Raw genomic sequence first — 23,752 nt, 5'->3', positions numbered from 1 at the left:
CCGCGGGCGGCCGGGCAGCCGGCCGCCCGCGCCGGTGTGCGCGGGTCGCGCGAGGTCGCGGCCCCGCGGCGAAACCCAGTGATGACACCCCGTTGACACGGCGGTTACATTCCCGTACTTTTCGAGCACTGGAAAGCGCTTCCCATAGGTCGTGGAGGCAGGGCGCCGCCTCCGCGACGGACCCTGGCGGGCACCGCTGCGCGGCCCCGCCCCCTGTTCCGCCCGGGCAGAGAACGGGCACTCCCCTCCCCCACAAGGAGACTCGCACCATGCGGGTGAACCGGAAGACGCACAGGTCCACCGATCGGGCACGCACCGCCGCCGGACTCGGGGCGGTCGCCCTGGGCACCACCGCGGTCCTCGTCGCGGCGACGCTGCCCAGCGCCGCCGACGACTACGTCCCCCTGGTCGGCTCCCCCGTCGGCTGGGCGAGCCAGAACGGCGGCACCACCGGCGGCGCGGGCGGCGACACCGTCCGCGTCAGCGACGCCGACGAGCTGACCGAGGCCATGGCCAGCGACGGCGCGCTCGTCATCGAGGTCGAGGGCACCATCGAGCTGTCGGGGATGAACGACGTCACCTCCGACAAGACCGTCATCGGCGTCGGCTCCAACGCCTCGATCACCGGCGGCGGCATCGACGTCGACTCCGCGCACAACGTCATCATCCAGAACATCGCCTTCGCGGACTGGGACGACGACGCGATCAACGTGCAGGACGGCTCGACCAACATCTGGATCGACCACAACAGCTTCACCGGCGGCAACGACGGGGCCACCGACGTGAAGCGGGAGTCGGACTTCGTCACGATCTCCTGGAACCACTACTTCGACCACTCCAAGACCGCGCTGCTGGGCCACTCCGACGGCCACACCGCCGACATCGGCAACCTGCGCGTGAGCTACCACCACAACTTCTTCGACGGCACCGACTCCCGCCACCCGCGGGTGCGCTTCGGCAACCAGGTGCACGTCTTCAACAACTACTTCCTCGACAACTCCGAGTACGGCGTCGCCTCCACCATGGACGCCGGCGTGATCGTCGAGGGCAACTACTTCGAGAACGTCGACAACCCGACGCACGTGGGCTACGCCGACTCCGACCCGGGCCGCCTGGTCGAGCGGAACAACATCTACGACAACTCGGGCGACCCCGAGGCCGAGGGCAGCGTCGCCAACGTGCCGTACTCCTTCTCGCTCACCCCGCCGGCGAACGTGCCGTCGGTGGTCCAGAACGGCGCCGGACCGGGCAACATCTAGCCCCCTCCGCCGCGGAGGGCGTCCCCCCACAGCGCCCTGCGAGGTAAGCGCTTACCCGGTCCGCCCCCACCCGGGGCGGGCCGGGTCAGCCGCGTCCACCGGTCCGCGCCAGCTCCCGCTCCAGCATCCGGGTCCACTGGCCGACGATCCGCCGCCGGCGGGCGCGGTCGTCGGTGAGCAGGTTGGCCAGCCCCAGCCCGCGCGCCAGGTCGAGCGTGGCCTGCACGGTCTCGCGGACCCCGGGCGCGGACTCGTCGGCCCCCAGCAGCTCCACCGCCGCCCGGTGCGCGGCCCGGCCGACGTGCTCCTCCAGCGGGATGACGTGGGCGCGCAGCCCGGGGTCGCTGGCGGCGGCCGCCCACAGCTGCAGGGCGGCGTCGAACTCCGGTCCGCTGAACGCGTCGACCAGCATCTCCACGACCGCCCCGGTGCGCGCCCGCCCCTCGGGCAGGGCGGCGGCCCGGCGGCGCAGCTCGGCCGTGCGGGTCTCGCTCATGTGCCGCAGCGCGGCGGTGAACAGGTCCTCGCGGGTGCGGAAGTGGTGCTGGGCGGCGCCCCGGGACACCCCGGCGCGCTCGGCGACGGCGCCGACGGTGCTGCCCGCCACCCCGGCCTCCGACAGCAGTTCCACGGCCGCCTCCAGCAGCCGCCGCCGGGTGGCCCGGCTGCGCTCCTGGCGCGGCTCCCGCACCGTCGCTTCCACGTCCGCCCCCCTCGCCTCGGCCCGCCCAACCTACCGGCCGGCACGCGCCCCGGCGCCGGGACGCGCACCGGGGCGCGGGACCGCCGGGTCAGTAGGACCGGGGCAGGCCCAGGGAGTGCTGGGCGACGTAGTTGAGGATCATCTCCCGGCTGACCGGGGCGATGCGCGCCAGCCGCGAGGAGGCGATGGCCGCCCCCAGCCCGTACTCCGCCGCCAGGCCGTTGCCGCCGAGCGTCTGCACGGCCTGGTCCACGGCGCGCACGGTGACCTCCCCGGCGGCGTACTTGGCCATGTTGGCGGCCTCGCCGGCGCCCGCGTCGTCCCCGGCGTCGTAGAGCGCGGCGGCCTTCTGGGTCATCAGCCGGGCCAGTTCCAGCTCCACCTTGACCTGGGCGAGCGGGTGGGCGAGCCCCTGGTGGGCGCCGATGGGGGTGCCCCACACCTGCCGCTCCCCCGCGTAGGCGACGGCCTGGTCCAGGGCGTGCCGTGCCGACCCGGTGGCCAGCGACGCGGCCATGATCCGCTCGGGGTTGAGCCCGGCGAAGAGCTGGAGCAGCCCGCTGTCGGGGTCGCCGACCAGGGCGTCGGCGGGCAGCCGGACGTCGTCCAGGAAGAGGCCGAACTGGTGGTCGGGGCTGACCAGGTCCATCTCGATGCGGCGGGCCTCGAACCCGGGGGTGCCGGTGGGCACGGTGAACAGGGCGGGCTTGAGCCGGCCGGTGCGGGCGTCCTCGGTGCGGCCGACGACGAGCACGGCGTCGGCGACGTCGACCCCGGAGATGAACGTCTTGCGCCCGGTGAGCAGCCAGTCGCCGCCGTCGCGGCGGGCGGTGGTGGTGATCCGGTGCGAGTTGGAGCCCGCGTCGGGTTCGGTGATGGCGAAGGCGAGGATGCTCTCGCCGGAGGCGATCCCGGGCAGCCAGCGGTCGCGCTGCCCCGGCGTGCCGAACCGGGCGAGGACGGTGCCGCAGATGGCCGGGGAGACCACCATCATCAGGGTGGGGCAGCCGGCGGCGGACAGCTCCTCCAGGACGGCGGCGAGGTCGCCGATCCCGCCGCCGCCCCCGCCGTACGCCTCGGGGATGTTGACGCCCAGGTAGCCGAGCTTGCCGGCCTCGGCCCACAACTCGGTGAGGTAGGCCCCCTCGCGGGCCTTGCGGCGGTGGTAGGCGGCGCCGTAGCCCTGCGCGAACCGGGCCACCGCCGCGCGCAGGTCGCGGCGCTCCTCGGGTTCGGTGTAGCTCATCGGGGGGTCCCTTCCTCGCGCGCGGCCGGGTGGGCCGCGTCCTCCACGACGGCGAGCACCGTACCGGTCTCGACCCGGTCGCCGGGGGCGGCCGGCAGCGCGGTGACGACGCCGTCGGCGGGGGCGGCGATGCGGTGCTCCATCTTCATGGCGTCCAGCCACAGCAGGGGGTCGCCCGCGCGCACCCGGTCGCCGACGGCCGCGCCGACGCGGGCGACGGTGCCGGGCATGGGGGCGAGCAGGGTGCCGGGGGCGGCGTCGGCCCCGGCCTCGGGGAACCGGTCGACCGGGGTGAGCGCGACCGGGCCCAGCGGGGAGTCCACGAACACCGCCCCCGGATAGGCGGCGACGGCGAAGCGGTACCGCACGCCGTCGACCTCCAGGTCGACCCGGTCGGGGGCGGCGGCGGCCACCCGGACGCCCGGGTGGTCCACCGGGTGGGGTCCGTCGCGGCGGCCGGTGTAGGCGGCGGTGACCTCGGTGCCGTCGGGGGTCCGGTAGGCGCGGGTGTGCGGCTGCGAGGGCAGGTTGCGCCAGCCGGTGGGCACCGGGCGCAGCACGGGGGCCTGCGCGCGGGCGGTCTCGGCGGCGGCGAGCGCGGCGGCCAGCGCCGAGAGGCGGACGGCGCCGGGGTCGGCGAGGGGGCGGGCGAGGCCGGCCAGGCCGTGGGCGCCGAGGAACCCGGTGTGCACGTCGCCGGCCGCGAACGCGGGGTGGCGCAGGACCCGCACGAGCAGGTCGCGGTTGGTGCCGGGGCCGTGCAGCCGGGCGCGGGCGAGGGCGGTGGCGAGGCGGCGCAGGGCGTCGTCGCGGGTGCGCCCCCAGGCGGTGACCTTGGCGAGCAGGGGGTCGTAGTCGGGGCCGACCTCGGTGCCGGGCTCGACCCCGCTGTCGACGCGGACGCCGTGGTCGGGCAGCGGGGCGAACGCGGCGGCGGCGCCGGGGACGGCGAAGTCGTGCACGGTCCCGGTGCGGGGCCGCCAGTCGGCGGCGGGGTCCTCGGCGTAGACGCGCGCCTCCACGGCGTGGCCGCGCGGCGCGGGCGGCTCGGCGGCGGGCAGCGGTTCGCCCTCGGCGACGCGGATCTGCCACTCCACGAGGTCGAGTCCGGTGACGCACTCGGTGACGGGGTGCTCCACCTGGAGGCGGGTGTTCATCTCCAGGAAGGCGGCGGTGCCGTCGGGGGCGACGAGGAACTCGGCGGTGCCGGCGCCGGTGTAGCCGATGGCGCGGGCCATGTCGCGGGCGGCGGCGTGCAGCCGGGCGCGCAGGTCGGCGCCGAGGCCGGGGGCGGGCGCCTCCTCGATGATCTTCTGGTGGCGGCGCTGCACCGAGCAGTCGCGCTCGCCGACGGCCCACACGGTGCCGCGGGTGTCGGCGAGGAGCTGCACTTCGACGTGCCGGCCGCGTTCGACGTAGGGCTCGCAGAAGACCTCGGGGTCGCCGAAGGCGGCGGCCGCCTCGGCGCGGGCGGCGGTGGTCTCCGCCTCCAGGGCGCCGAGGTCGCGCACGACGCGCATGCCCCGCCCGCCGCCGCCCGCCGCCGCCTTGACCAGGACGGGCAGGTCGGCGGCGGTGGCCTTCTCGGGGTCGAGGCGCCCGAAGACGGGGACCCCGGCGCGTTCGGCGATCTCCTTGGCGCGGACCTTGTGCCCCATGGCCTCGATGGCGTCGGGCGGGGGGCCGACCCAGGTGAGCCCGGCGGCGGTGACGGCGCGGGCGAAGTCGGCGTTCTCCGACAGGAACCCGTAGCCGGGGTGGACGGCGTCGGCGCCGGCCGCGCGGGCGGCGCCGATGACCGCGTCGGCGCGCAGGTAGGTGTCGGCGGCGGCGCGGCCGGGCAGCCGGACGGCGGCGTCGGCCTCGCGGACGTGCGGGGCGCCGGTGTCGGCGTCGGAGTGGACGGCGACGGTGGCGATGCCCAGGGCGCGGCAGGTGCGCAGCACGCGGCGGGCGATCTCGCCGCGGTTGGCCACGAGCAGGGTGGTGATCACGGGTCCCTCCCTACATCCGGAAGACGCCGAAGCCGTCGGCTCCGCGCACGGGTGCGTTGTGGACGGCCGACAGGCACATGCCGAGGACGGTGCGGGTGTCGCGGGGGTCGATCACCCCGTCGTCGTAGACCCGGCCGGACAGGAACAGCGGCAGCGACTCCGCCTCGATGCGGTTCTCCACCATCTCGCGCATGGCGGCGTCCTGCTCCTCGCTGTAGTCGCGGCCCTTCGCGGCGGCCGACTGCCGGGCGACGATGGACAGCACCCCGGCGAGTTGCTGCGGCCCCATGACGGCGGACTTGGCGCTGGGCCAGGCGAACAGGAACCGGGGGTCGTAGGCGCGCCCGCACATGCCGTAGTGCCCGGCGCCGTAGGAGGCGCCGACCAGCACGGACAGGTGCGGGACGGTGCTGTTGGACACGGCGTTGATCATCATGGCGCCGTGCTTGATGATGCCGCCCTGCTCGTACTCGCGGCCGACCATGTAGCCGGTGGTGTTGTGCAGGAAGATCAGCGGGGTGTCGGCGCGGTTGGCGAGCTGGATGAACTGGGCGGCCTTCTGCGACTCCGCGCTGAACAGCACGCCCTGGGCGTTGGCGAGCACCCCCACCGGGTAGCCGTGCAGCCGGGCCCAGCCGGTGACGAGGCTGGGGCCGTAGGAGGGTTTGAACTCGTCGAACTCCGACCCGTCGGCGATGCGGGCGATGACCTCACGCGGGTCGAACGGCTCCTTGAGGTCGGCGGGGACGACGCCGACGAGGTCCTCGGGGTCGCAGCGGGGCGGGTCGGGGTCGGCGGGCGGGTCGGGCCGGGTGCGGTTGAGGCGGGCGACGATACGCCGGGCGGTGCGCAGGGCGTCGTGCTCGTCGGCGGCGAGGTGGTCGGCGAGCCCGGAGGTGCGGGCGTGCATCTCGGCGCCGCCCAGGGACTCGTCGTCGCTCTCCTCGCCGGTGGCCATCTTCACCAGCGGCGGCCCGCCGAGGAACACCTTGGAGCGTTCGCGGACCATGACGACGTGGTCGGACATGCCGGGGACGTAGGCGCCCCCGGCGGTGGAGTTGCCGAAGACGACCGCGATGGTGGGGATGCCGGCGGCGGAGAAGCGGGTGAGGTCGCGGAACAGCCGGCCGCCGGGGATGAAGATCTCGCTCTGGCTGGGCAGGTCGGCGCCGCCGGACTCGACCAGGTTGATCAGCGGCAGCCGGTTGCGCTCGGCGATCTCCATGGCGCGGAAGGTCTTGCGGCCGGTCCACGGGTTGCTGGCGCCGCCGCGCACGGTGGGGTCGTTGGCGATGACGACGCACTCGGTGCCGGCGACCACGCCGACACCGGTCACCACGGACGCGCCCACCGGGTAGTCGCTGCCCCAGGCGGCGAGCGGGGAGAGTTCGAGGAACGGGGAGTCGGGGTCGAGCAGGAGTTCGACGCGTTCGCGGGCGAGGAGCTTGCCCCGGCCGCGGTGCCGGTCGACGTAGTGCGGGCCGCCCCCGGCGAGGGCCTTGGCGTGCTCGGCGTCGATCTCGGCGAGTTTGGCGAGCATGGCGTCGCGGGCCGCGGTGAACGCGGGCGCGGCGGTGTCGAGGCGGGTGCGCAGGACGGTCATGGCAGGAGCGCCTCCGGGATGTCGAGGTGGCGGCCGCGCAGCCATTCGCCGAGCGCCTTGGCCTGGGGGTCGGCGCGGGCGGCGCCGCCCGCGCCGTCGCCGAGCAGCCCCTCCACGACGAAGTTGAGGGCGCGCAGGCGGGGCAGCGCGTGCCGGGTGACCGGCAGGCCGGCGGTCTCGGGGAGCAGCCGGCGGAACGCGTCGACGGTGAGGGTGTGGGCGAGCCACCGCCACCGGTCGTCCGTGTCGGTCCAGACGCCGACGTTGGCGTCGGAGCCCTTGTCGCCGCTGCGCGCCCCGGCGACCCGGCCCAGCGGGGCGCGCCGGGCGGGTCCGGGTGGCGGCGGGGCGGGCAGCGGGGGCGGGTCGACCGGGGCGAGGGCGCGGGTGGCGGCCGGCGGGGCGATGGCGACGCGGGTGCCGCCGGGCAGCACGGCGGTGTGCGGCACCGCCCCGGCGGGCACGGCCGCCGCGGCGAACGCGATGCCGTCGGGGCGGGCGTCGCCGGGCGGCGCGGTGGCGTGGAACCCCGGCACGCTGGACAGGGCGAGGCCGACGGCGGCGGCGGTGAAGTCGCGGCCGACGACGCGCGGGTCGGGGTCGCGGGCCTCGATGCGCAGGTGGGCGCTCGCGCCGTCCTGGGTGTCGGCGTCGGGGTCGGCGCGGCGGGTGAGGCGGAAGTCCAGGTGCCGGGGTTCGCGGCCGCGCAGGGCGGCGCGCAGCTGGCGTTCGGCGAGTTCGGCCTTCGCCTCGATGTCCAGGCCGGTGAGGACCAGGGTCATGTCGTTGCGGAACCCGGCCATGCGGTTGAGGCCGACCTTGAGGTCGGGCGGCGGCGCCTCGCCGCGCACCCCGCTGACGCGCACCCGGTCGGGTCCGTCGCCGGTGAGCCGCACGGTGTCGAGGCGGGCGGTGGCGTCGGGGTTGGGGTAGCGGGCGCCGGCGATCTCGTAGACGAGCTGGGCGGTGACGGTGCCGGTGGTGACGGCGCCGCCGGTGCCGGGGTGCTTGGTGATGACGCTGGAGCCGTCGGCGGCGATCTCGGCGATGGGGAACCCGGGCAGGGCGCCGCCCCGGTCGGGCAGGCCGGTGAAGAAGGCGTAGTTGCCGCCGGTGGCCTGGGCGCCGCACTCGATGACGTGCCCGGCGACGACGGCCCCGGCGAGGGCGTCGTGGTCGTCGGGGGTCCAGCCGTGGTGGGCGATGGCGGGGCCCACGGCGAGGGAGGCGTCGGTGACCCGGCCGGTGACGACGACGGTCGCGCCGGCGCGCAGGCAGGCGGCGATACCGAAGGCGCCGAGGTAGGCGTTGGCGGTGAGCGGGGTGCCCAGGCCGAGTTCGGCGGCGCGGGGCAGCAGGTCGTCGCCCTCGACGTGGGCGACCTCGGCGGGCACGCCGAGGCGGGCGGCGAGGTCGCGCAGCCGGTCGGCGAGGCCGGCCGGGTTGAGGCCGCCGGCGTTGGTGACGATGGTGACGCCGCGGTCGGCGGCCAGGCCCAGGCACTCCTCCATCTGCCGCGGGAAGGTCCGGGCGTAGCCGCGCGCGGGGTCCTTGAGCCGGTCGCGGCCGAGGATGAGCATGGTGAGTTCGGCCAGGTAGTCGCCGGTAAGGACGTCCAGGGGGCCGTCGCTGAGCATCTCGCGGACGGCGTCCGCGCGGTCGCCGTAGAAGCCGGAGGCGTTCCCGACGCGCAGGGGTGGGGCGGCTGTCGCGTCCATGGGGACGAGCGTGGCATCCCGCCCCGGAGAAAACAAGCATGCGTGCTTGTTTTGTCGGCGCGAGCCCGCCCCGGACGGACGGGGGGCGGGGGCGCGCGGGTCAGGCGCGGTCGGCCGGGCGGACCACCGGCCGGTGCACGACCTCGTCGATGACGGTGAGGGTCTGGGTGGCGGTGACCCCGGGCAGGGCCTGGAGCCGGGTGAGGATGAGGTCGCGGAGCTGGTGGGTGTCGGCCACCCGCACCAGCAGCACGATGTCGGCCGAGCCGACCACGTACCAGCAGTACTCGATCTCGGGGTAGGAGGAGAGGATCTCGCGGTTGGCCCGCCAGTCGGGCTGGCTGCCCGAGATCAGCACGAGCGCGGTCACCCCGAGGCCCATCCGGGCGTGGTCGGTGACCACCGAGTAGCCGCGGATGACGCCGTCCTCGGTGAGTCGCTTGATCCGGTTGTAGGCGGTGGCGCGGGAGACGTTGGCCATGGCCGCGATCTCGGTGATGCCGGTGCGGGCGTCGTCGGCGAGGGCGCCGATGATCACCTCGTCCACGGCGTCGGGCATGCGCCCGGCGCCGCCCCGCCGGGGACGGGGGTCGGTGTCGGCCGACCGGTCGCGGCCATGCTGCTCGTCGTCGGACATCCGGCACTCCCCACATTGGACGATGAGCAACGAAATACCAGGAGGGTTGCACGTTCGTCTAGCGAGATCTCAGCGGCCGAGACGGCACGTACCACCGCCGCCCCGCCGACGTGCCCCGTTCACGCCCCGGGGCCGCCGATCGCCCGCGCCTACCATGGGAGCCCTCCCGGCCCCGCCCGGGGAAGCCCGCGCCGCCCCCACCCCAGGAGGCCCGCCGTGCCCGTCCCACCCGAGGTCCGCGACCGCGCCCGCGGCTTCCTGCCCGCCGGCGCCGACATCCGCTACGTCTTCCCCGCGTCGTGGAACGAGTCGGTCTTCTTCGTCTTCGTGGTCACCGACGCCTCGGTGACGGTGCTGCTCAACCGGCTGTGGAGCCGCACCCGGCCCCGGAGCGTCTGGCGGGTGCTGCCGCGCGCGACCCGCCTGGGCCCGGTCGACACCCACCTCATCCCGACGTTCGAGCTGGCCGGGCACGTGTTCGAGGTCGCCGACGAGTACGTCCCGGTGGTCAACGCCTGCGACGCCGAACTGGACGGCGCGGCCCTGCCGCCGGACCCCCTGCCCGACCTCTGAGCCCGGCGCGGCGCGACCGGGCGACTCCTCCCCCGGTGTGGCAGTCTGCACCTTTTCCGGCTTCTCCCACCCCCGGGATTGGACGCTTGCGCACCGAGAGCGCTTCACCGTATCCGTCTGTATCGACTTCACCGCCGTATCTGGCGCGAATGTAGAGCCGGAACGGACAATCATGGCGAGACCGCCACGGCCGCCCCCGGCCGCGGCCGACCACCAGGGAGCCCGCCATGCCGTCCTCCGAGCCCGCCGGCGCGGACCCCGCGCCCCCCGGCGCGCCCGCCCCCGACGCCGCCACCGTTCTCCCCAGCGCCCCCGCCACGGATCTCCCCGCCGGAGCCGCCATGGATGTCCCCACCGGCTCCACCACGGACCTCCCGGCCGACCTCGGCCGCCGCCTCTACCGCGACATGCTCACCGCCCGCCGCCTCGACGGCGAGGCGATCGCGCTCCAGCGCCAAGGCGTGTTCCCCGCCTACGTGTCGCTGCGCGGGCAGGAGGCCGCACAGGTCGGCAGCGCCGCCGCCGTCGACCGCGACCGCGACTTCGTGTTCCCCACCTACCGGGAGATGGCGGTCGCCCTCACCCTGGGCGTCGACATGGTCGGCTACATGGCCAGCCACCGCGCGCTGTGGCACGGCGGCCTCTACGACCCCATGGCCTCCCGGTTCGCGCCCATCAACGCCGTCGTGGGCGGCCCCGTCCCGCACGCCGTCGGCTGGGCGCTGGGCGAGCGCCTGCGCGGCACCGGCGGCTGCGCGGTGTCCTACTTCGGCGACGGCGCCAGCTCCGAGGGCGACGTCCACGAGTCCCTGAACTTCGCCGGGGTGTTCGCCGCCCCGGTCGTGTTCGTCTGCCAGAACAACCAGTGGGCGCTCTCCGTGCCCAACGAACGGCAGGTCGCCGGCGGGTCGGTGGCCGCCCGCGCCCAGGGCTACGGCATGCCCGGGGTGCGGGTCGACGGCAACGACCCCGCCGCCGTGTACACCGCCACCCGCGCGGCGCTCGACCACGCCCGCGCGGGTGGCGGCCCCACCCTCATCGAGGCCGTCACCTACCGGCTGGAGCCGCACTCCACCTCCGACGACCCCTCGCGCTACCGCGACGCCGCCGAGGAGCGCGCCTGGCGCGAACGCGATCCGCTGCCCCGGCTGCGCGCCCGCCTGGAGGCCGCCGGGCACGCCGACGCCGCCTTCTTCGAGCAGGCTGAGGCCGACGCCCGCGCCACCGCCGAACGCGTCCGCGACGGCGTCGCCGCCGCCCCCGAACCCGGCGGCGCCGACCTGTTCACCCACGTCTACCGCGAACCCACCCGCGAGCTGGCCCGCCAGCGCCGCGCCTGGCAGGAGGAGGTCGAGCTGTGACCGAGCTGTCCGTCGACGAGCGGCACGCCGCCGGGACCGTCGAACTCACCATGCAGCAGGCCGTCAACCGCGCGCTGCGCACCGCCCTCGCCGAGGACCCCGCCGTCCTGCTGTTCGGCGAGGACGTCGGCCGCCTGGGCGGGGTGTTCCGGGTGACCGACGGCCTCCAGGCCGAGTTCGGCGCCGACCGGGTCTTCGACACCCCGCTGGCCGAGTCCGCCATCGTCGGCATGGCCGTGGGCCTGGCCATGAACGGCTTCCGGCCCGTCCCCGAGCTGCAGTTCGACGGGTTCGCCTACCCGGCGGTGGACCAGATCGTCAACCAGATGGCGCGCATGCACTACCGCTCGCGCGGCACCGCGCCCATGCCGATCACCCTGCGGCTGCCCAGCTTCGGCGGCATCCAGGCGCCCGAGCACCACGGCGAGAGCCTGGAGGCCCTGTTCGCGCACGTCCCCGGGCTCAAGGTGGTGGCGCCCGCCGACCCGGCGGATGCCTACCGGCTGCTGCTGCAGTCGGTGCGCGCCGACGACCCGGTGGTGTTCATGGAGCCCAAGGCCCGCTACTGGGACCGGGGCCCGGTCCCCGTCGGCGCCGACGCCTCGGGCATGGACCCGATCGGCACCAGCCGGGTGGTGCGCCCCGGCCGGCACGCCACCCTGGTGGCCTGGGGCGCCATGGTGCACCGCTGCCTGGAGGTCGCCGAGCTCGCCGCCGAGGACGGCGTCGACCTGGAGGTCCTCGACCTGCGCTGGCTCAAGCCGATCGACGCCGACGGCCTGGCCGCCTCCGTCGCGCGCACCCGCCGCGCCGTCGTGGTGCACGAGGCCCCGCTGACGGCGGGCCTGGGCGCCGAGGTCGCCGCGCTCATCACCGAGCGGGCCTTCCGCGACCTCGCGGCCCCGGTGCAGCGCGTGACCGGGTTCGACGTCCCCTACCCCGCCGGCCCCCTGGAGCCGCAGTACCTGCCCACCATCGACCGCGTCCTGTTCGCGGTGCAGCGGACCCTGGAGTTCTGATGGCCGAGGTGACGTTCACCCTGCCCGACCTCGGCGAGGGCCTGGTCGAGGCGTCCGTCCTGGAGTGGCTGGTGGCCCCCGGCGACACCGTCGAGCGCAACGCGCCGCTGGTGGAGCTGGAGACCGCCAAGTCGGCGGTGGAGATCCCCTCCCCGCACGCCGGAACGGTCGCCCGGGTGCACGCCGAGGAGGGCGCCGTCGTGGCCGTGGGCGCCCCGCTGGTCACCTTCGAGGTGGCCGACGCCCCCGGCATCGTCGGCACCGTCCCGCGCGCCGAGAAGCCCACCCGGCGCGTCCGCCTCACCCCGCCGAAGGAGTAGCCGCGTGGACGTCCTGCCCGGCGAGGTCCCGATCGCCTACACCGAGGTCCCCGGCCGGGGGGTGCCGGTCCTGCTGCTGCACGGGTTCGGCTCCGGCTACGACGCCAACTGGGTGCGCGCCGGCTGGCCGCATGCCCTGGACGGCCTCGCGCACATCGGCGTGGACCTGCGCGGCCACGGCGGCAGCGGGCGCCCCCGCGACGCCGGCGCCTACCGGCCGGCGGCCATGGCCGGCGACCTGGAGCGCCTGCTCGACGCCCTGGGCGTGCAGCGGTGCGACGTGCTCGCCTACTCCATGGGGTCGCGCATCGCGTGGGAGTTCGCGCTGACCCGGCCGGACCGGGTGCGCCGGGCCGTGCTCGGCGGGTTCGGCCCGGTCGACGCGTTCGCCGGCACCGACCTGGACCGGCTCGACGCGCCCGACGGCGGCCCCTTCACCGAGGTGTTCCGGGCGGCCGCCGCGCAACCCGGGGCCGACCCTGCCGCGCTCGCCGCGTGCGCGCGGGGGCAGGCGGCCCACCCCTTCACCGCCGACCCCGCACCGGCGGGCGTCCCCTTGCTCTTCGTAGCCGGGGAGCACGACACGCTGGCCTCGGGGGTCGAGGACGTGGCGCGCGCGGTGGGCGCCGCACCGGCCGTGCGGGTGCCCCGGCGCGACCACCGCACGGCGGTCTCGGCGCGCGCGTTCAAGACGGCGGCGGTCGGGTTCCTGACGCGCGGCGTCCGCCCGCTGTCGGGGGTCTGACCCCCGCCGCGCCGCCGCAGCGTCACGCCCCGGTCACCCGCCGGGGCGTTGCGCTTTCAGCGGAATCCGCGCGCCCGCACCGCCCCTCCGACCTGGAACGACGTCCCGCCGGGCGCCCGGCGGGACGGTGCGCGGGTCACGTGCGTTGCGCTCCGCTCTCGCCTTCATAACAACCTTTCAGCAGTGATTGGTGACATTTCGCCGAACGGCTATCGTCCGGCAGCAGAACCCGATGGCGTGTCCGACGTCGGACGTGCCCGGGTGCGAAGGGGAGTGAAGAGTGAACCGGAAGCTAGCCGCCAAGTTCGCCGCCATCACGGCGGCCGGCGTGATGAGCCTGGCCATGACGGCGTGTGACAGCCCGGAGGGGGGCTCCTCGGAGGAGGAGGCCGCGGGCGAGGGCGGTGACCTGCGGGTCGGCCTGGCGTACGACGTCGGCGGCCGGGGCGACAGGTCGTTCAACGACTCGGCCTACCGCGGGCTGGAGCGGGTCCAGGAGGAGCTGGGCCTGACCGACGACGACGTCCAGGACTTCGAGCCGCAGGAGGGCGAGTCCGACGTCGACAAGGAGGAGCGCCTGCGCCTCATGGCCGACGAGGGCTTCGACGTCGTCATCGGCGTCGGGTTCGCCTACGCCGAGCCGATGCGCGCCGTCGCCGCCGAGGAGGAGTACGCCGACGTCCACTTCGCGATCGTCGACTCCGAGATCGAGGACCTCGACAACGTCACCAGCCTCGTCTTCACCGAGGAGCAGGCGTCCTTCCTCGCCGGCGCCGCCGCGGCGCTGAAGACCGAGGAGGACCACATCGGCTTCATCGGCGGCGTCGAGACCCCGCTCATCCAGAAGTTCGAGGCCGGGTACGTGGCGGGCGCCCAGCAGATCAACCCGGACATCGAGATCGAGCGGTCCTACCTGACCCAGCCGCCGGACATGGCCGGGTTCAGCGACCCCGCGCGCGGCAAGTCCACCGCCGAGGGCCAGTACGACGCCGGCGCGGACGTCATCTACCACGCCGCCGGCGCCTCGGGCAACGGCGTCCTGGAGGCCGCCACCGAGCAGGAGAAGCTGTTCATCGGCGTCGACAGCGACCAGTACGCCTCCGCCCCCGAGGAGTCCAAGCCGTTCGTCGTGACCTCGGCGACCAAGCAGGTCGACACCGCGGTCTTCGAGTTCGTCCAGTCGGTCGCCGACGGCGACGCCCAGGCCGGCATCCAGCGCTTCGACCTGGCCAGCGGCGGCGTCGACTACTCCACCTCCAACGAGGAGGAGATCGCCGACATCCAGGAGCAGCTCGACGAGCTGAAGCAGCAGATCATCGACGGGGAGATCGAGGTCCCCACCGAGCCGTAGGATCGGCCGGTCGGACACACGCGGCACCGCGGTCCAGGGAGCGTGCCCTGGCCCCGGTGCCGCGGGCGTGTCCCCCGCTCCACACCGCCGCCCCGCGGGCGACCCCCGCCGGCGGCGGCCCCTCAGCACACCAAGGAGTCGGATGAGCAGCACGCCTTCGGGCGGCGGGGAGGCACCTCCCGCCGCCGTCGAGCTGCGCGGGATAACCAAGCGGTTCCCCGGCGTCGTGGCCAACCACGACATCGACATCACCGTCGCGCCGGGCACGGTCCACGCGATCGTCGGCGAGAACGGCGCCGGGAAGTCCACCCTCATGAAGACCCTCTACGGCATGCACCGGCCGGACGAGGGCACGATCGCGGTGGACGGCACGACCGTCCGCCTGAACTCCCCCTCCGACGCCATCCGGCACGGGATCGGGATGGTGCACCAGCACTTCATGCTGGCGGACAACCTCACCGTCATGGAGAACGTCGTCCTCGGCGCCGAGCGCCGGCACGGCATCGGCGCCAAGGCCCGCGCCCGCATCGAGGAGCTGGGTCGCCGCTACGGGATGGGCGTCGACCCGGACCGCCTCATGGAGGACCTGGGCGTCGGCGACCGCCAGCGGGTGGAGATCCTCAAGGTCCTCTACCGGGGCGCGCGCATCATCATCCTGGACGAGCCCACCGCCGTGCTGGTGCCGCAGGAGGTCGACGAGCTGTTCGACAACCTGCGGGAGCTGAAGCGCGAGGGCCTCACCGTCATCTTCATCTCGCACAAGCTGGACGAGGTGCTGTCCGTCGCCGACACCATCACCGTGATCCGGCGCGGCACCACCGTCGCCACCGTCGACCCCAAGGGCACGACGGCGCGCGAACTCGCCACGCTCATGGTCGGCGGCGAGCTGCCGGTGCCCGAGCTGCGCGAGTCCACCGTCACCGACAAGGTGATGCTCGACATCGACGGGCTGCGGGTCACCGCGCCCGGCGGCCGGGCCCTGGTCGACGGCGTGTCCCTGGCCATCCGCAGCGGCGAGATCGTCGGCATCGCGGGCGTCGAGGGCAACGGGCAGTCCGAGCTCATCGAGGCCATCATGGGCATGCGCCCGGTCGACGCCGGGCGGATCACCCTGGACGGGCGCGACATCACCGGCACCGACACCCTCGCCATCCGCGAGGCCGGCGTCGGCTACGTCCCCGAGGACCGGCACCGGCACGGGCTGCTGCTGGAGTCCCCGCTGTGGGAGAACCGCATCCTGGGCCACCAGGGGCGGCCGCCCAGCACCAAGGGCATGTGGATCGACCGGGCCGGCGCCCGCGCCGACACGCGGCGCATCGTGGACGAGTACGACGTGCGCACCCCCGGCATCGACGTCATCGCCGACGCCCTCAGCGGCGGCAACCAGCAGAAGCTCATCGTCGGCCGGGAGATGAGCGGGCGGCCCAAGGTGCTCGTCGCCGCCCACCCCACGCGCGGCGTGGACGTGGGCGCGCAGGCGGCCATCTGGGACCACCTGCGCCGGGCCCGCGCCGAAGGGCTCGCGGTGCTGCTCATCTCGGCCGACCTGGACGAGCTGATCGGCATGTCCGACACCCTGCACGTGATCCTGCGCGGCCGCCTCGTGGCGTCCGCCGACCCGCTGACGGTCACCCCCGAGCAGCTCGGGTCGGCCATGACCGGCGCGTCCACCGACACGGGCGCCGGCACCGCCGACACCGGCGGCGCGGGCACCGATGCCGCGGGCACCCCCACCACCCCGACCGAGGAAGACGAGGGCGGCGCATGAGGACCTCCACCTCCCCGACCGTCGCGGTCGGGGCCGCCGCCGTCCTGGGGACCGGCGCCACCGCGCTGCTCGACCTGGGGCTGCTCGCCCCGGCCGCGCTCGCCATCGGCGTCGCCCTGGCCTTCGCAGCGGTCGTCCTGCTGTCGGCGCCCACCACGGCCGACGCCGGGTCCCGCATCCACCGGGCCCTGGTCACCCCGATCGCGCTCGTGCTGTCGGTGGTGCTCGGCCTGCTCGCCGCGGCCGTGCTCGACTGGTGGCTGATCGAACCCGTCGCCTACGCGCTGGGCGCCCTCATCGGGTCGGCGGGCGCGTTCCTGGTCTACCGGCGGCTGCCCACGCAGCTCGCGCTGGCGTTCGCCGCCGTCGCGGTCGCGGGCGTGCTCGCCCTGTCGGTCACCGCCGTCGTGCTCTGGGTCAGCGGCACCGACCCGTTCCGCGCGTTCGGCCGGATGATCGAGTTCGGCACCCGCCCCGACAACCTGGTCCGCATCGTCAACGCGGCCACCACGTTCTACCTGTCGGCGGTCGCGGTGGCGATCGGCTTCAAGATGAAGCTGTTCAACATCGGCGTCGACGGCCAGTACCGGCTGGCGGCGCTGCTGGCCGCCGCCGTAGGCGGCGCGTGGGTGCTGCCGCCGGTGATCCACCAGATCGTCATCGTCCTGGTGGCGGTCGCGGTCGGCGGGTTCTGGGCGGGCATCGCGGGCTACCTCAAGGTGACCCGCGGGGTGTCCGAGGTGATCTCCACAATCATGCTCAACTCGATCGCCACCGGCATCACCGCCTACCTGCTCAACACCGACCGGCTCGCGGTCGAGATCAGCACCAACAACATCGGCACCACCCCCATCGCCGAATCCGGGTGGGTGCCCGGCATCCCGGCCGGGTTCATGGGCGCGGACCGGGAGATCTACGGCCTGGTCGTGCTCGCCGTCGCGGTGGGCGTCGGCTACTGGCTGATGCTCAACCGGACCCGGTTCGGGTTCGACCTGCGCGCCACCGGCCAATCGCCCACGGCGGCGCGGGCCAGCGGCGTCAACGTCAAGCGCATGGTGCTGCTGTCCATGGTCATCTCCGGGATGATCGCCGGCCTGGTCGGCATCCCGCAGCTGCTCGGCCAGTCGCACTACTACGCGCTGGACTTCCCCGTCGGGCTCGGCTTCACCGGCATCGCGATCGCCCTGCTCGGCCGCAACCACCCCGTCGGGGTGGCGTTCGCCGCGCTGTTCTGGGCGTTCCTCGACCAGGCGTCGCAGATCCTCGACATCGACGGCATTCCGAAGGAGATCGCGGTGGTCACGCAGGCGACGATCGTGCTGACCGTGGTCGTGGTGTACGAGGTCGTGCACCGCTGGGGCCTGCGCTACCAGCAGCAGCAAGTCGGCAAGGACCTGGGCCGGGTGGAGGTGGCGTCGTCATGAGCCAGGAGATGACGGTGGCGACCCCCGACGCGGCGCCGCCGCGCAAGGGCGGGGCGCGCACCTGGTGGCGGTTCGCCAGCATCGCGGCGGCCGCGTTCGTGGCGCTGGCCGGGGTGCGGTTCCTCACCGGGCAGCCGATGCTCACCAGCGCCGGGACCATCCAGGCCACGCTGGCGTTCGCCGTGCCCATCGGGCTGGCGGGGCTGGGCGGCCTGTGGGCCGAGCGCGCGGGCATCATCAACATCGGCCTCGAGGGCATGATGGTGCTCGGCACCTGGTTCGCGGCCTACTTCGCCTACTCCACGGGCTCCCCGTGGGCGGGCCTGGTGGCGGGCGTCCTCGGCGGGGTGCTGGGCGGGCTCGTGCACGCCGTCGCGACGATCACGTTCGGCGTCGACCACATCGTGTCGGGCGTGGCCATCAACATCCTCGCCGTGGGGGCGATGCGGTACCTGTCGCTGCTGTTCTTCGACGGCATCCCCGGGGCGGGCGCCTCCCAGTCGCCCCCGCTGCCGGAGTTCCCCCGGGTGGGGCTGCCGTTCGTGGACTCCGCGCTCGGCGGGGTGGCCGACTCGGGGTGGTTCCTGGTGGCCGACGTCGCGTCGCTCATCATCGGCGCCACCACCGGGATGTCGGTCATCACCCTGCTGGCGATCCTGCTGGTCCCGGCGACCTTCTACGTGCTGTGGCGGACCCCGTTCGGGCTCCGGCTGCGCTCGTGCGGGGAGAACCCGGACGCGGCGGAGTCGCTGGGCGTGCCGGTCTACACCTACAAGTACGTGGCGGTGCTGGCGTCCGGCGGGTTCGCCGGGCTGGGCGGGGTGTTCCTCGCCATGGTCGCGTCGTCCATCTACCAGGAGGGGCAGACCGGCGGGCGCGGCTACATCGGGCTCGCGGCGATGATCTTCGGCAACTGGCGGCCCGGCGGGCTCGCCATGGGCGCCGGACTGTTCGGCTACACCGACGCCCTCCAGGTGCGCGGCGGGGGCGGCGCGGTGCACGCGCTGCTGCTGCTCATCGCGGTGGCGCTGGTGGCGACGGCGGTCTGGCAGTGGGTGCGCGGGCAGCGGCGGACGGCGGTCATCGCGGCCGTGGTGGCCGTGGTGCTGCTGGCCTGGTACCTGCTCACCGACACCCTGCCGGGGCAGCTCGTCACCTACAGCCCGCACATCGCGACGCTGCTGGTGCTGGCACTGGCGTCGCAGCGGTTGCGCGCCCCGGCCGGGGTGGGGTTGCAGTGGCGGAAGCGGTCGTCATGACGGCGGTCCCGCAGGCGGACCCCTCGGACGGGCCGCCGGAGCCCGCCCGAGAGGGCGACGCGGCGGCGGCAGCGGCGGTAGCGTTCGGCGCGACGGCGGCGGAGAGCGCGGCCGGCCTGGCCGCGCCGGAGGGTGCCGCTGGTATGGCCGGGTCGGCGGTCGACTGGCCGGCGCTGCGCGCGGCTGCGGCCGAGGCCATGCGCCGGGCGTACGCGCCGTACTCGCGCTACCCGGTGGGCGCGGCCGCGCTCGTCGACGACGGGCGCACCGTGTCGGGGTGCAACGTCGAGAACGCGTCGTACGGTCTGTCGCTCTGCGCGGAGTGCGGACTGGTGTCGGCGCTCCACGCGACGGGCGGCGGCCGGCTGACGGCGTTCGCCTGCGTGGACGGCCAGGAGCGCCCACTGATGCCGTGCGGGCGCTGCCGCCAACTCCTCTACGAGTTCGGCGGCCCGGACCTGCTGATGGACACCCCGGAGGGCGTCATGCCGCTCTCCCGGGTGCTCCCCCAGGCCTTCGGCCCGACCGACCTCACCCGCTGAGGCCCGTAGGACACACGAAGGGCTCCCCCGCACAAGCGGGGGAGCCCTTCACCGTCGCTACAGCGCGCCCTCCCTGGTTCCCTTGACGAACGCGACCCACTCGACGGCCGAGAACGCGAGATGCCCGTCGCCCCGGTTCTGCGTATCCCGCACCAACACCTCACGCGGCGTCTCGGCCACCTCGACGCACTCGCCACCTGTGTCATTGCTGTAACTGCTCTTGCGCCACGCCTCGCCCACTTCCACGCAGTTGGCGTTCTGCGCGGCACTATGGCTGCTCTTGCTCCAGCGCACCACGGAGAGCCGCGTCTCGACGCAGTTGCCTCCACCATGGTTGGTGTAACTGCTAGTCCGCCATGACTCCCAGACCTCCACACAGTTGGAGTTCCGAGGCGCACTGAAACTACTCTTTCGCCAGCCGTCGTCGCTCATATGAGATCGCCTCTCATCCGGCGGTTCCGATCACGGGATGCGCCTTCGCACGTCACGGGAGAGCGCGTCGTCGCTAAAGCCCTCGGGCCTTCGCCGACCGCACGAACGCGGCCCACTCGACGGCCGAGAACGCGAGATGCCCGTCGCCCCGGTTCTGCGTATCCCGCACCAACACCTCACGCGGCGACTCGGTCACCTCGACGCAGTTGGCGTTCTGTGGAGCGCTGTAGCTGCTCTTGTGCCACGTCTCGCCCACCTCCACGCAGTTGGGGCTCTGCGCGGAGCTACGGCTGCTCTTGCTCCAGCGCACCACGGAGAGCCGCGTCTCGACGCACTCCCCTCCCCCTTGGTTGCTGTACGTGCTCGTCTGCCACGACGTATTCAATCGAACTCCCGTATGTAACGCGCGATAACGTCTCGCGATGCGCCCTCCGGCAGAGCCACACCACGCAGGCTTTCGAACAGTCTGGCGTACGTCTCCACAGCATCCGGCGCGTGGATGTGGCTTCCCGTCAGCCGGGTCTCCAGGTAGAGGATCTCTCCTTCGTCCGGGACCTTGATGAGCTGGAAGCCGCCGTCGAGGGCCGGGGGGTGCTCGGTCGCCAGCGGGACGACCTGGATGATCACCCGGCTACGCTGCGACATCGCCAGGAGCCGGTCCAACTGTTCCCGCATGACCTGCTTTCCGCCGATCGGACGGCACAGGGCCGCCTCATCGATCACGGATATGAACAGGGGTGCCCGCACGCTATCTAGAAGGGTCTGGCGCTCTATCCTCGCCTGGACCAGGGCGTCGACGTGCTCATCCGAGGGCACGGCGTCACCCGCTCTCAAGATCGTCCGGGCATACTGCTCCGTCTGCAGTAGCCCCGGAACGAGCAGAAGGTTGTGGCCGCGAATCTGCTCGGCCCGCTCGTGCAGCGGAACGACGTCGCGGAAGTAGTCGGCCACACCCGTCGACTGCCGCAGCGCGGCCCAGTACTCCTTCAAGGCGCCGCCGGTGTTAAGGGCTGTGTCGATCCGCTCGATATGCAGTTGATTCGTCTGCTTCCTACCGCACTCGATAGCACTGACCATCGACTGGGCCAGATGAACCGCGCTGGCCAGATCCCCTTGCGACATACCCCGCTGCGTGCGCCATCGACGGACCTCCCTGCCGAACCTCGCCTGGACCGAGGGGGGCGCTTTCTCCATGCGATCACTGTATAGCGCCGGAAGATCACTTCGCATATCTTTTTCAGTGACCGTTTTCCCTCAATGGTGATTGCCGTTCATTCCCGGGGCGGAAGCTGCGAGCCTGGTCAGGGACTCAGGGAGCCTCACTCATACCGCTACGCAAGCGGCCCTGCGCGGTGATGGGCACCAGCGCAGGGCCTTCGCCCTCAACCTGAAGCAGCAGGGAGGACCTGTGCAGAATACCGGAAACCGGCACACCCTTCGCCGCCTTCGCACGGCATCAATGGTCCGGCCCTACATATTCCATCGCATTCGCCCGAAATGCTCCTGCTCCCGGGCGGCACACACCACCGGAAAGGGGTGAACCGGTGCGCTATTCACAGACGTTCCCCGGTCGGGCCGACCAGGTGCGGGAGGCGCGGCGGTGGCTGGACGGCATCGTGTCCGCCCACCCGGAAGCCGGGATGCCGGACGACCTCGCCGCGACGGCGGTCCTCCTGCTCTCCGAGGCCGCCACCAACGCACTCCGCTACACCGACAGCGGGCGCGGCGGGAAGTTCACCGTCCGGGCGCGGCTCCGCCACGGCGCTCTCACGGTCGCCTGCGAGGACGACGGCGGCGCCGCCACCGTCCCGATCGTCCGCCCGCTCACCCCGGACGAGGTGCGCGGCCGGGGGCTCGCCCTCATCGACGCCTTCGCGGAGACCTGGGGCCTCCTCGTGGCCGAACGCAACGGGGTGTTCTACACCCTCACCTGGAAGGCCCCACCCCTGGCCCGGGTCCTCCCCCTCCCCTCCCCCACGGAGCGGTAGCCCGCCGGCCCCCGCTGCCCCGCAGCGGGGGCCGACCGTCTTCGCCCTCCGTCTACCGGAGCAGGCCGCGCACGTGCTCGCGTAGCGGCCCGGCCAGATCGGCGTGGAAACCTCGGCGGATGGCGCTCTCCAAGAATGCCGCTACATACACCTGCGCCATTCGACCCGGCTCACCGGACAATTCCCGGTCGAACATCTCGCGGACGCGTTCGGCGGTCGGCGGGTGGGCCAGGCTGAAAGCGAGGAGAGTGGCGGCATCGAGCCCGGCGGGCGCCCACGAATACCCCTCCCAATCCGTGACTACCAGTTCCGGTGAAGAGAGGAGGTTGGCCCAGTGCAGGTCGCCGTGAGCCGGCTCCCACCGCATCCCGGCCGTGTCGATGCGGTCCCCCGCCAACCGGCGCACCCGCGCCAGCACCCCGCGCTTGGCCCGCCCCGGGCCGGCCCCGGGGAACGCCCGAATGGAGTCGTGGGCGCCGCGGAGCTGATCCCACCACCGGTCGGGCACCTGCGGGGCCGCCTTGATCACCGGGTCAGCGGATACCGGAGCGGCATCGACGTACTCGAACACGTCGGCCCGCACCGTCCGCATCGTCCCGGTCTCGGTGTCGGGCTCCTCCCACGCGGCACGGTCGAGAAGCCGGGGCATGGGCACCCGGTCCCGCAGCACTTGGGCCTCACCGATGGCGTCGGGGCGCAGCCACACACTGGAGTCGGGTACGGGGGCGACCCGCACCCACCGCACGTCCTGCTCCACGGTTTCCGCGCGACCGGAAACGGTGGCACTGAGTAGCCCAATTCGGACGGGCCCCGCGGTTTTCAGGGAGAGTCGGCCAAGGGCGTTCTCGAAATGCTGTTCCGTCATGCGAATCAACGGGTACCACCATTGCCGATATCGGGTTTCCGGGAGATGCTAGCAGCCCGTGTGATGGCCAAATCGATCGAAAGGCGGAAAAGAGTGATGGAGCATTCGATCACCGAGTACACGGGGGCTCACGAGGCCGACGACGACAACACCAAGGCCGCCCTGCAGTGCTCATGCGGCTGCGGCAACAGTGCCGGCTGGTGCGACGGTTCGGTCTAGCGGCTGCCACGGCAGCCTACTGGCCACGCAAGGCGGTACGGCTTCCCCGCTGCTCCAGATCGCTGCCGCCCGCACGGAGCGGGCGGCAGCGGCACGTTCGCCCCGGGTGCCCGCTATCGGTGCCGCTTGATAGCCCTGCAACGCCGAGGTCGTCGGGAGAACGGGCCCCTCAAAAGCTCTGGTAGATCCGGCCGTGCCACCACTGGTCCGGGCGCCGGGGGCGGCGGTCGGGGACATGGAGCGGGTTGGGCAGGGTGCGGCGGGTGAAGTCGGCGTCCAGGGGGCGGATCAGCCGGCGCAGCTCCGCGCGCGGGCGGCCCGGCGGCAGGGCGAGGAGCATGTCCTCCAGCACGTCGCGGGCGTGGGTGACGTCGTCCAGCGCGCACGCCGGAGCCGGGCAGCCCGCCGTCGCCGGGTACCGGAACCGGTGGTGCGGTCCGGCCGGGCCGAGGAATTCCCGGTACCGGCGCAGGGCCAGCGCGGTGGCGCCGGGGAAGACGCCGGGGTCGGGGCTCCGGGCCTCGATGCGGTGGAGGAGCCGACGGACGTCGGCGGGCAGGCCGGGGATGCGGTCGGGCGGCCGGGGCGTCCAGACGGGGAGCGGTTCCTGTGCGGCGCGCAGCGCGCGGGATCGCCTACGCGGCATGGGCCTTTCGTCGCTGATTCATGCCGCCATCCTGCCATCGACGCCCCACCGGGCGCCAGGAGGAGAGCGCGGTGTTGAGC

24 protein-coding genes are annotated in these 23,752 nt (G+C 73.8%); 13 read left to right on the top strand and 11 right to left on the bottom strand.

From position 1 onward, the window contains the following. Positions 1–269: 269 nt before the first annotated feature. On the top strand, positions 270–1,259 hold the full coding sequence (locus tag NT8_RS01020) for a pectate lyase family protein (protein ID WP_067962925.1): 990 nt from the start codon (positions 270–272) through the stop codon (positions 1,257–1,259). An 85-nt stretch (positions 1,260–1,344) separates the two neighbouring features. On the opposite strand, the gene NT8_RS01015 is transcribed toward NT8_RS01020, so the two are convergent. From NT8_RS01015 to NT8_RS00990, 6 genes are all read right to left on the bottom strand, one after another. Beyond that, positions 1,345–1,962: a TetR/AcrR family transcriptional regulator gene (locus NT8_RS01015; protein ID WP_067962922.1), complete on the bottom strand. Its 618-nt coding sequence runs from the start codon at positions 1,960–1,962 to the stop codon at positions 1,345–1,347. An 88-nt stretch (positions 1,963–2,050) separates the two neighbouring features. Beyond that, the gene (locus NT8_RS01010) at positions 2,051–3,208 is read right to left on the bottom strand and encodes an acyl-CoA dehydrogenase family protein (RefSeq protein WP_067962919.1); all 1,158 of its coding nucleotides are present in this window, start codon (positions 3,206–3,208) and stop codon (positions 2,051–2,053) included. After that, positions 3,205–5,202 carry an ATP-binding protein gene (locus tag NT8_RS01005; RefSeq protein WP_067962916.1) on the bottom strand — a complete coding sequence of 666 codons (1,998 nt, stop codon included), beginning with the start codon at positions 5,200–5,202 and terminating at the stop codon, positions 3,205–3,207. The genes NT8_RS01010 and NT8_RS01005 overlap by 4 nt, the downstream gene beginning before the upstream one ends. 10 nt (positions 5,203–5,212) lie before the next feature. Continuing rightward, a complete protein-coding gene (locus NT8_RS01000; protein WP_067962913.1) occupies positions 5,213–6,805 on the bottom strand; it encodes an acyl-CoA carboxylase subunit beta in 1,593 nt (530 codons plus the stop codon). Next, a complete protein-coding gene (locus NT8_RS00995) occupies positions 6,802–8,523 on the bottom strand; it encodes an acyclic terpene utilization AtuA family protein (protein ID WP_067962911.1) in 1,722 nt (573 codons plus the stop codon). Before NT8_RS00995 ends, NT8_RS01000 begins: the two co-directional genes overlap by 4 nt. Positions 8,524–8,623: 100 nt before the next feature. Next, entirely contained in the window at positions 8,624–9,082 is a 459-nt protein-coding gene (locus NT8_RS00990; RefSeq protein WP_157515430.1) for an Lrp/AsnC family transcriptional regulator, read from the bottom strand. Between the two features lie 294 nt (positions 9,083–9,376). On the opposite strand from NT8_RS00990, the gene NT8_RS00985 reads away from it, so the two are divergent. The 10 genes from NT8_RS00985 (at position 9,377) to NT8_RS00940 (ending at position 19,522) form a co-directional block, all read left to right on the top strand. Continuing rightward, on the top strand, positions 9,377–9,733 hold the full coding sequence (locus NT8_RS00985; RefSeq protein ID WP_067962903.1) for a hypothetical protein: 357 nt from the start codon (positions 9,377–9,379) through the stop codon (positions 9,731–9,733). Between the two features lie 341 nt (positions 9,734–10,074). Next, entirely contained in the window at positions 10,075–11,094 is a 1,020-nt protein-coding gene (locus tag NT8_RS00980; RefSeq protein WP_067962970.1) for a thiamine pyrophosphate-dependent dehydrogenase E1 component subunit alpha, read from the top strand. Between the two features lie 50 nt (positions 11,095–11,144). Continuing rightward, positions 11,145–12,113, top strand: coding sequence for an alpha-ketoacid dehydrogenase subunit beta (locus NT8_RS00975; RefSeq protein ID WP_067962968.1), 969 nt, complete (start codon positions 11,145–11,147; stop codon positions 12,111–12,113). Further along, on the top strand, positions 12,113–12,433 hold the full coding sequence (locus NT8_RS00970; protein WP_067962900.1) for a biotin/lipoyl-containing protein: 321 nt from the start codon (positions 12,113–12,115) through the stop codon (positions 12,431–12,433). Before NT8_RS00975 ends, NT8_RS00970 begins: the two co-directional genes overlap by 1 nt. A 4-nt stretch (positions 12,434–12,437) precedes the next feature. Beyond that, on the top strand, positions 12,438–13,178 hold the full coding sequence (locus NT8_RS00965; RefSeq protein WP_067962897.1) for an alpha/beta fold hydrolase: 741 nt from the start codon (positions 12,438–12,440) through the stop codon (positions 13,176–13,178). Between the two features lie 280 nt (positions 13,179–13,458). Continuing rightward, positions 13,459–14,529, top strand: a complete 1,071-nt coding sequence (locus tag NT8_RS00960; RefSeq protein WP_174549495.1) for a BMP family lipoprotein — start codon at positions 13,459–13,461, stop codon at positions 14,527–14,529. Between the two features lie 142 nt (positions 14,530–14,671). Beyond that, on the top strand, positions 14,672–16,297 hold the full coding sequence (locus NT8_RS00955) for an ABC transporter ATP-binding protein (RefSeq protein ID WP_067962894.1): 1,626 nt from the start codon (positions 14,672–14,674) through the stop codon (positions 16,295–16,297). Further along, on the top strand, positions 16,294–17,721 hold the full coding sequence (locus tag NT8_RS00950) for an ABC transporter permease (RefSeq protein ID WP_067962891.1): 1,428 nt from the start codon (positions 16,294–16,296) through the stop codon (positions 17,719–17,721). Before NT8_RS00955 ends, NT8_RS00950 begins: the two co-directional genes overlap by 4 nt. Next, the gene (locus NT8_RS00945) at positions 17,718–18,980 is read left to right on the top strand and encodes an ABC transporter permease (protein WP_067962888.1); all 1,263 of its coding nucleotides are present in this window, start codon (positions 17,718–17,720) and stop codon (positions 18,978–18,980) included. The genes NT8_RS00950 and NT8_RS00945 overlap by 4 nt, the downstream gene beginning before the upstream one ends. Positions 18,981–19,123: 143 nt before the next feature. Further along, positions 19,124–19,522, top strand: coding sequence for a cytidine deaminase (locus NT8_RS00940; protein ID WP_067962962.1), 399 nt, complete (start codon positions 19,124–19,126; stop codon positions 19,520–19,522). A 57-nt stretch (positions 19,523–19,579) separates the two neighbouring features. On the opposite strand, the gene NT8_RS28230 is transcribed toward NT8_RS00940, so the two are convergent. The 3 genes from NT8_RS28230 to NT8_RS00925 form a co-directional block, all read right to left on the bottom strand. Beyond that, positions 19,580–19,954, bottom strand: a complete 375-nt coding sequence (locus NT8_RS28230) for a DUF397 domain-containing protein (RefSeq protein ID WP_084468544.1) — start codon at positions 19,952–19,954, stop codon at positions 19,580–19,582. A 73-nt stretch (positions 19,955–20,027) separates the two neighbouring features. Further along, positions 20,028–20,210, bottom strand: coding sequence for a DUF397 domain-containing protein (locus NT8_RS31415; RefSeq protein ID WP_369406277.1), 183 nt, complete (start codon positions 20,208–20,210; stop codon positions 20,028–20,030). Between the two features lie 125 nt (positions 20,211–20,335). Continuing rightward, complete coding sequence (locus NT8_RS00925; protein WP_169805176.1) at positions 20,336–21,148, bottom strand: helix-turn-helix domain-containing protein; 813 nt, start codon at positions 21,146–21,148, stop codon at positions 20,336–20,338. A gap of 350 nt (positions 21,149–21,498) precedes the next feature. Between NT8_RS00925 and NT8_RS00920 the strand changes: the two genes are divergently transcribed. Next, complete coding sequence (locus tag NT8_RS00920) at positions 21,499–21,942, top strand: ATP-binding protein (protein ID WP_084468540.1); 444 nt, start codon at positions 21,499–21,501, stop codon at positions 21,940–21,942. Positions 21,943–21,994: 52 nt separating this feature from the next. Here NT8_RS00920 and NT8_RS00915 read toward each other — a convergent pair whose 3' ends face one another. Next, positions 21,995–22,807: a phosphotransferase gene (locus NT8_RS00915; RefSeq protein ID WP_245645984.1), complete on the bottom strand. Its 813-nt coding sequence runs from the start codon at positions 22,805–22,807 to the stop codon at positions 21,995–21,997. A 63-nt stretch (positions 22,808–22,870) separates the two neighbouring features. Here NT8_RS00915 and NT8_RS29065 point away from each other — a divergent pair, with 63 nt between their 5' ends. Then, a complete protein-coding gene (locus NT8_RS29065; RefSeq protein ID WP_157515429.1) occupies positions 22,871–23,026 on the top strand; it encodes a hypothetical protein in 156 nt (51 codons plus the stop codon). A 169-nt stretch (positions 23,027–23,195) separates the two neighbouring features. Here NT8_RS29065 and NT8_RS00910 read toward each other — a convergent pair whose 3' ends face one another. Beyond that, positions 23,196–23,672, bottom strand: coding sequence for a hypothetical protein (locus tag NT8_RS00910; RefSeq protein ID WP_157515428.1), 477 nt, complete (start codon positions 23,670–23,672; stop codon positions 23,196–23,198). Between the last annotated feature and the right edge of the window lie 80 nt (positions 23,673–23,752).

The organism is Nocardiopsis trehalosi NBRC 14201, from assembly GCF_001552555.1.
In the GTDB taxonomy this organism is placed as follows: domain Bacteria; phylum Actinomycetota; class Actinomycetes; order Streptosporangiales; family Streptosporangiaceae; genus Nocardiopsis_B; species Nocardiopsis_B trehalosi.
The sequence above is the reverse complement of the archived record's forward strand: the minus strand, read 5'-3'. Positions and strand labels throughout refer to the sequence as shown.

Excerpts from the sequence above, each read along its gene's own strand:
- NT8_RS01020 (WP_067962925.1), top strand. The coding sequence starts at position 270 with ATGCGGGTGAACCGGAAGACGCACAGGTCCACCGATCGGGCACGCACC.
- NT8_RS01010 (WP_067962919.1), bottom strand. The coding sequence starts at position 3,208 with ATGAGCTACACCGAACCCGAGGAGCGCCGCGACCTGCGCGCGGCGGTG.
- NT8_RS01000 (WP_067962913.1), bottom strand. The coding sequence starts at position 6,805 with ATGACCGTCCTGCGCACCCGCCTCGACACCGCCGCGCCCGCGTTCACC.
- NT8_RS00995 (WP_067962911.1), bottom strand. The coding sequence starts at position 8,523 with ATGGACGCGACAGCCGCCCCACCCCTGCGCGTCGGGAACGCCTCCGGC.
- NT8_RS00990 (WP_157515430.1), bottom strand. The coding sequence starts at position 9,082 with ATGCCCGACGCCGTGGACGAGGTGATCATCGGCGCCCTCGCCGACGAC.
- NT8_RS00980 (WP_067962970.1), top strand. The coding sequence starts at position 10,075 with ATGGATGTCCCCACCGGCTCCACCACGGACCTCCCGGCCGACCTCGGC.
- NT8_RS00975 (WP_067962968.1), top strand. The coding sequence starts at position 11,145 with ATGCAGCAGGCCGTCAACCGCGCGCTGCGCACCGCCCTCGCCGAGGAC.
- NT8_RS00970 (WP_067962900.1), top strand. The coding sequence starts at position 12,113 with ATGGCCGAGGTGACGTTCACCCTGCCCGACCTCGGCGAGGGCCTGGTC.
- NT8_RS00955 (WP_067962894.1), top strand. The coding sequence starts at position 14,672 with ATGAGCAGCACGCCTTCGGGCGGCGGGGAGGCACCTCCCGCCGCCGTC.
- NT8_RS00950 (WP_067962891.1), top strand. The coding sequence starts at position 16,294 with ATGAGGACCTCCACCTCCCCGACCGTCGCGGTCGGGGCCGCCGCCGTC.
- NT8_RS00945 (WP_067962888.1), top strand. The coding sequence starts at position 17,718 with ATGAGCCAGGAGATGACGGTGGCGACCCCCGACGCGGCGCCGCCGCGC.
- NT8_RS00940 (WP_067962962.1), top strand. The coding sequence starts at position 19,124 with ATGGCCGGGTCGGCGGTCGACTGGCCGGCGCTGCGCGCGGCTGCGGCC.
- NT8_RS28230 (WP_084468544.1), bottom strand. The coding sequence starts at position 19,954 with ATGAGCGACGACGGCTGGCGAAAGAGTAGTTTCAGTGCGCCTCGGAAC.
- NT8_RS00925 (WP_169805176.1), bottom strand. The coding sequence starts at position 21,148 with ATGGAGAAAGCGCCCCCCTCGGTCCAGGCGAGGTTCGGCAGGGAGGTC.
- NT8_RS00915 (WP_245645984.1), bottom strand. The coding sequence starts at position 22,807 with ATGACGGAACAGCATTTCGAGAACGCCCTTGGCCGACTCTCCCTGAAA.
- NT8_RS29065 (WP_157515429.1), top strand. The coding sequence starts at position 22,871 with ATGGCCAAATCGATCGAAAGGCGGAAAAGAGTGATGGAGCATTCGATC.
- NT8_RS00910 (WP_157515428.1), bottom strand. The coding sequence starts at position 23,672 with ATGCCGCGTAGGCGATCCCGCGCGCTGCGCGCCGCACAGGAACCGCTC.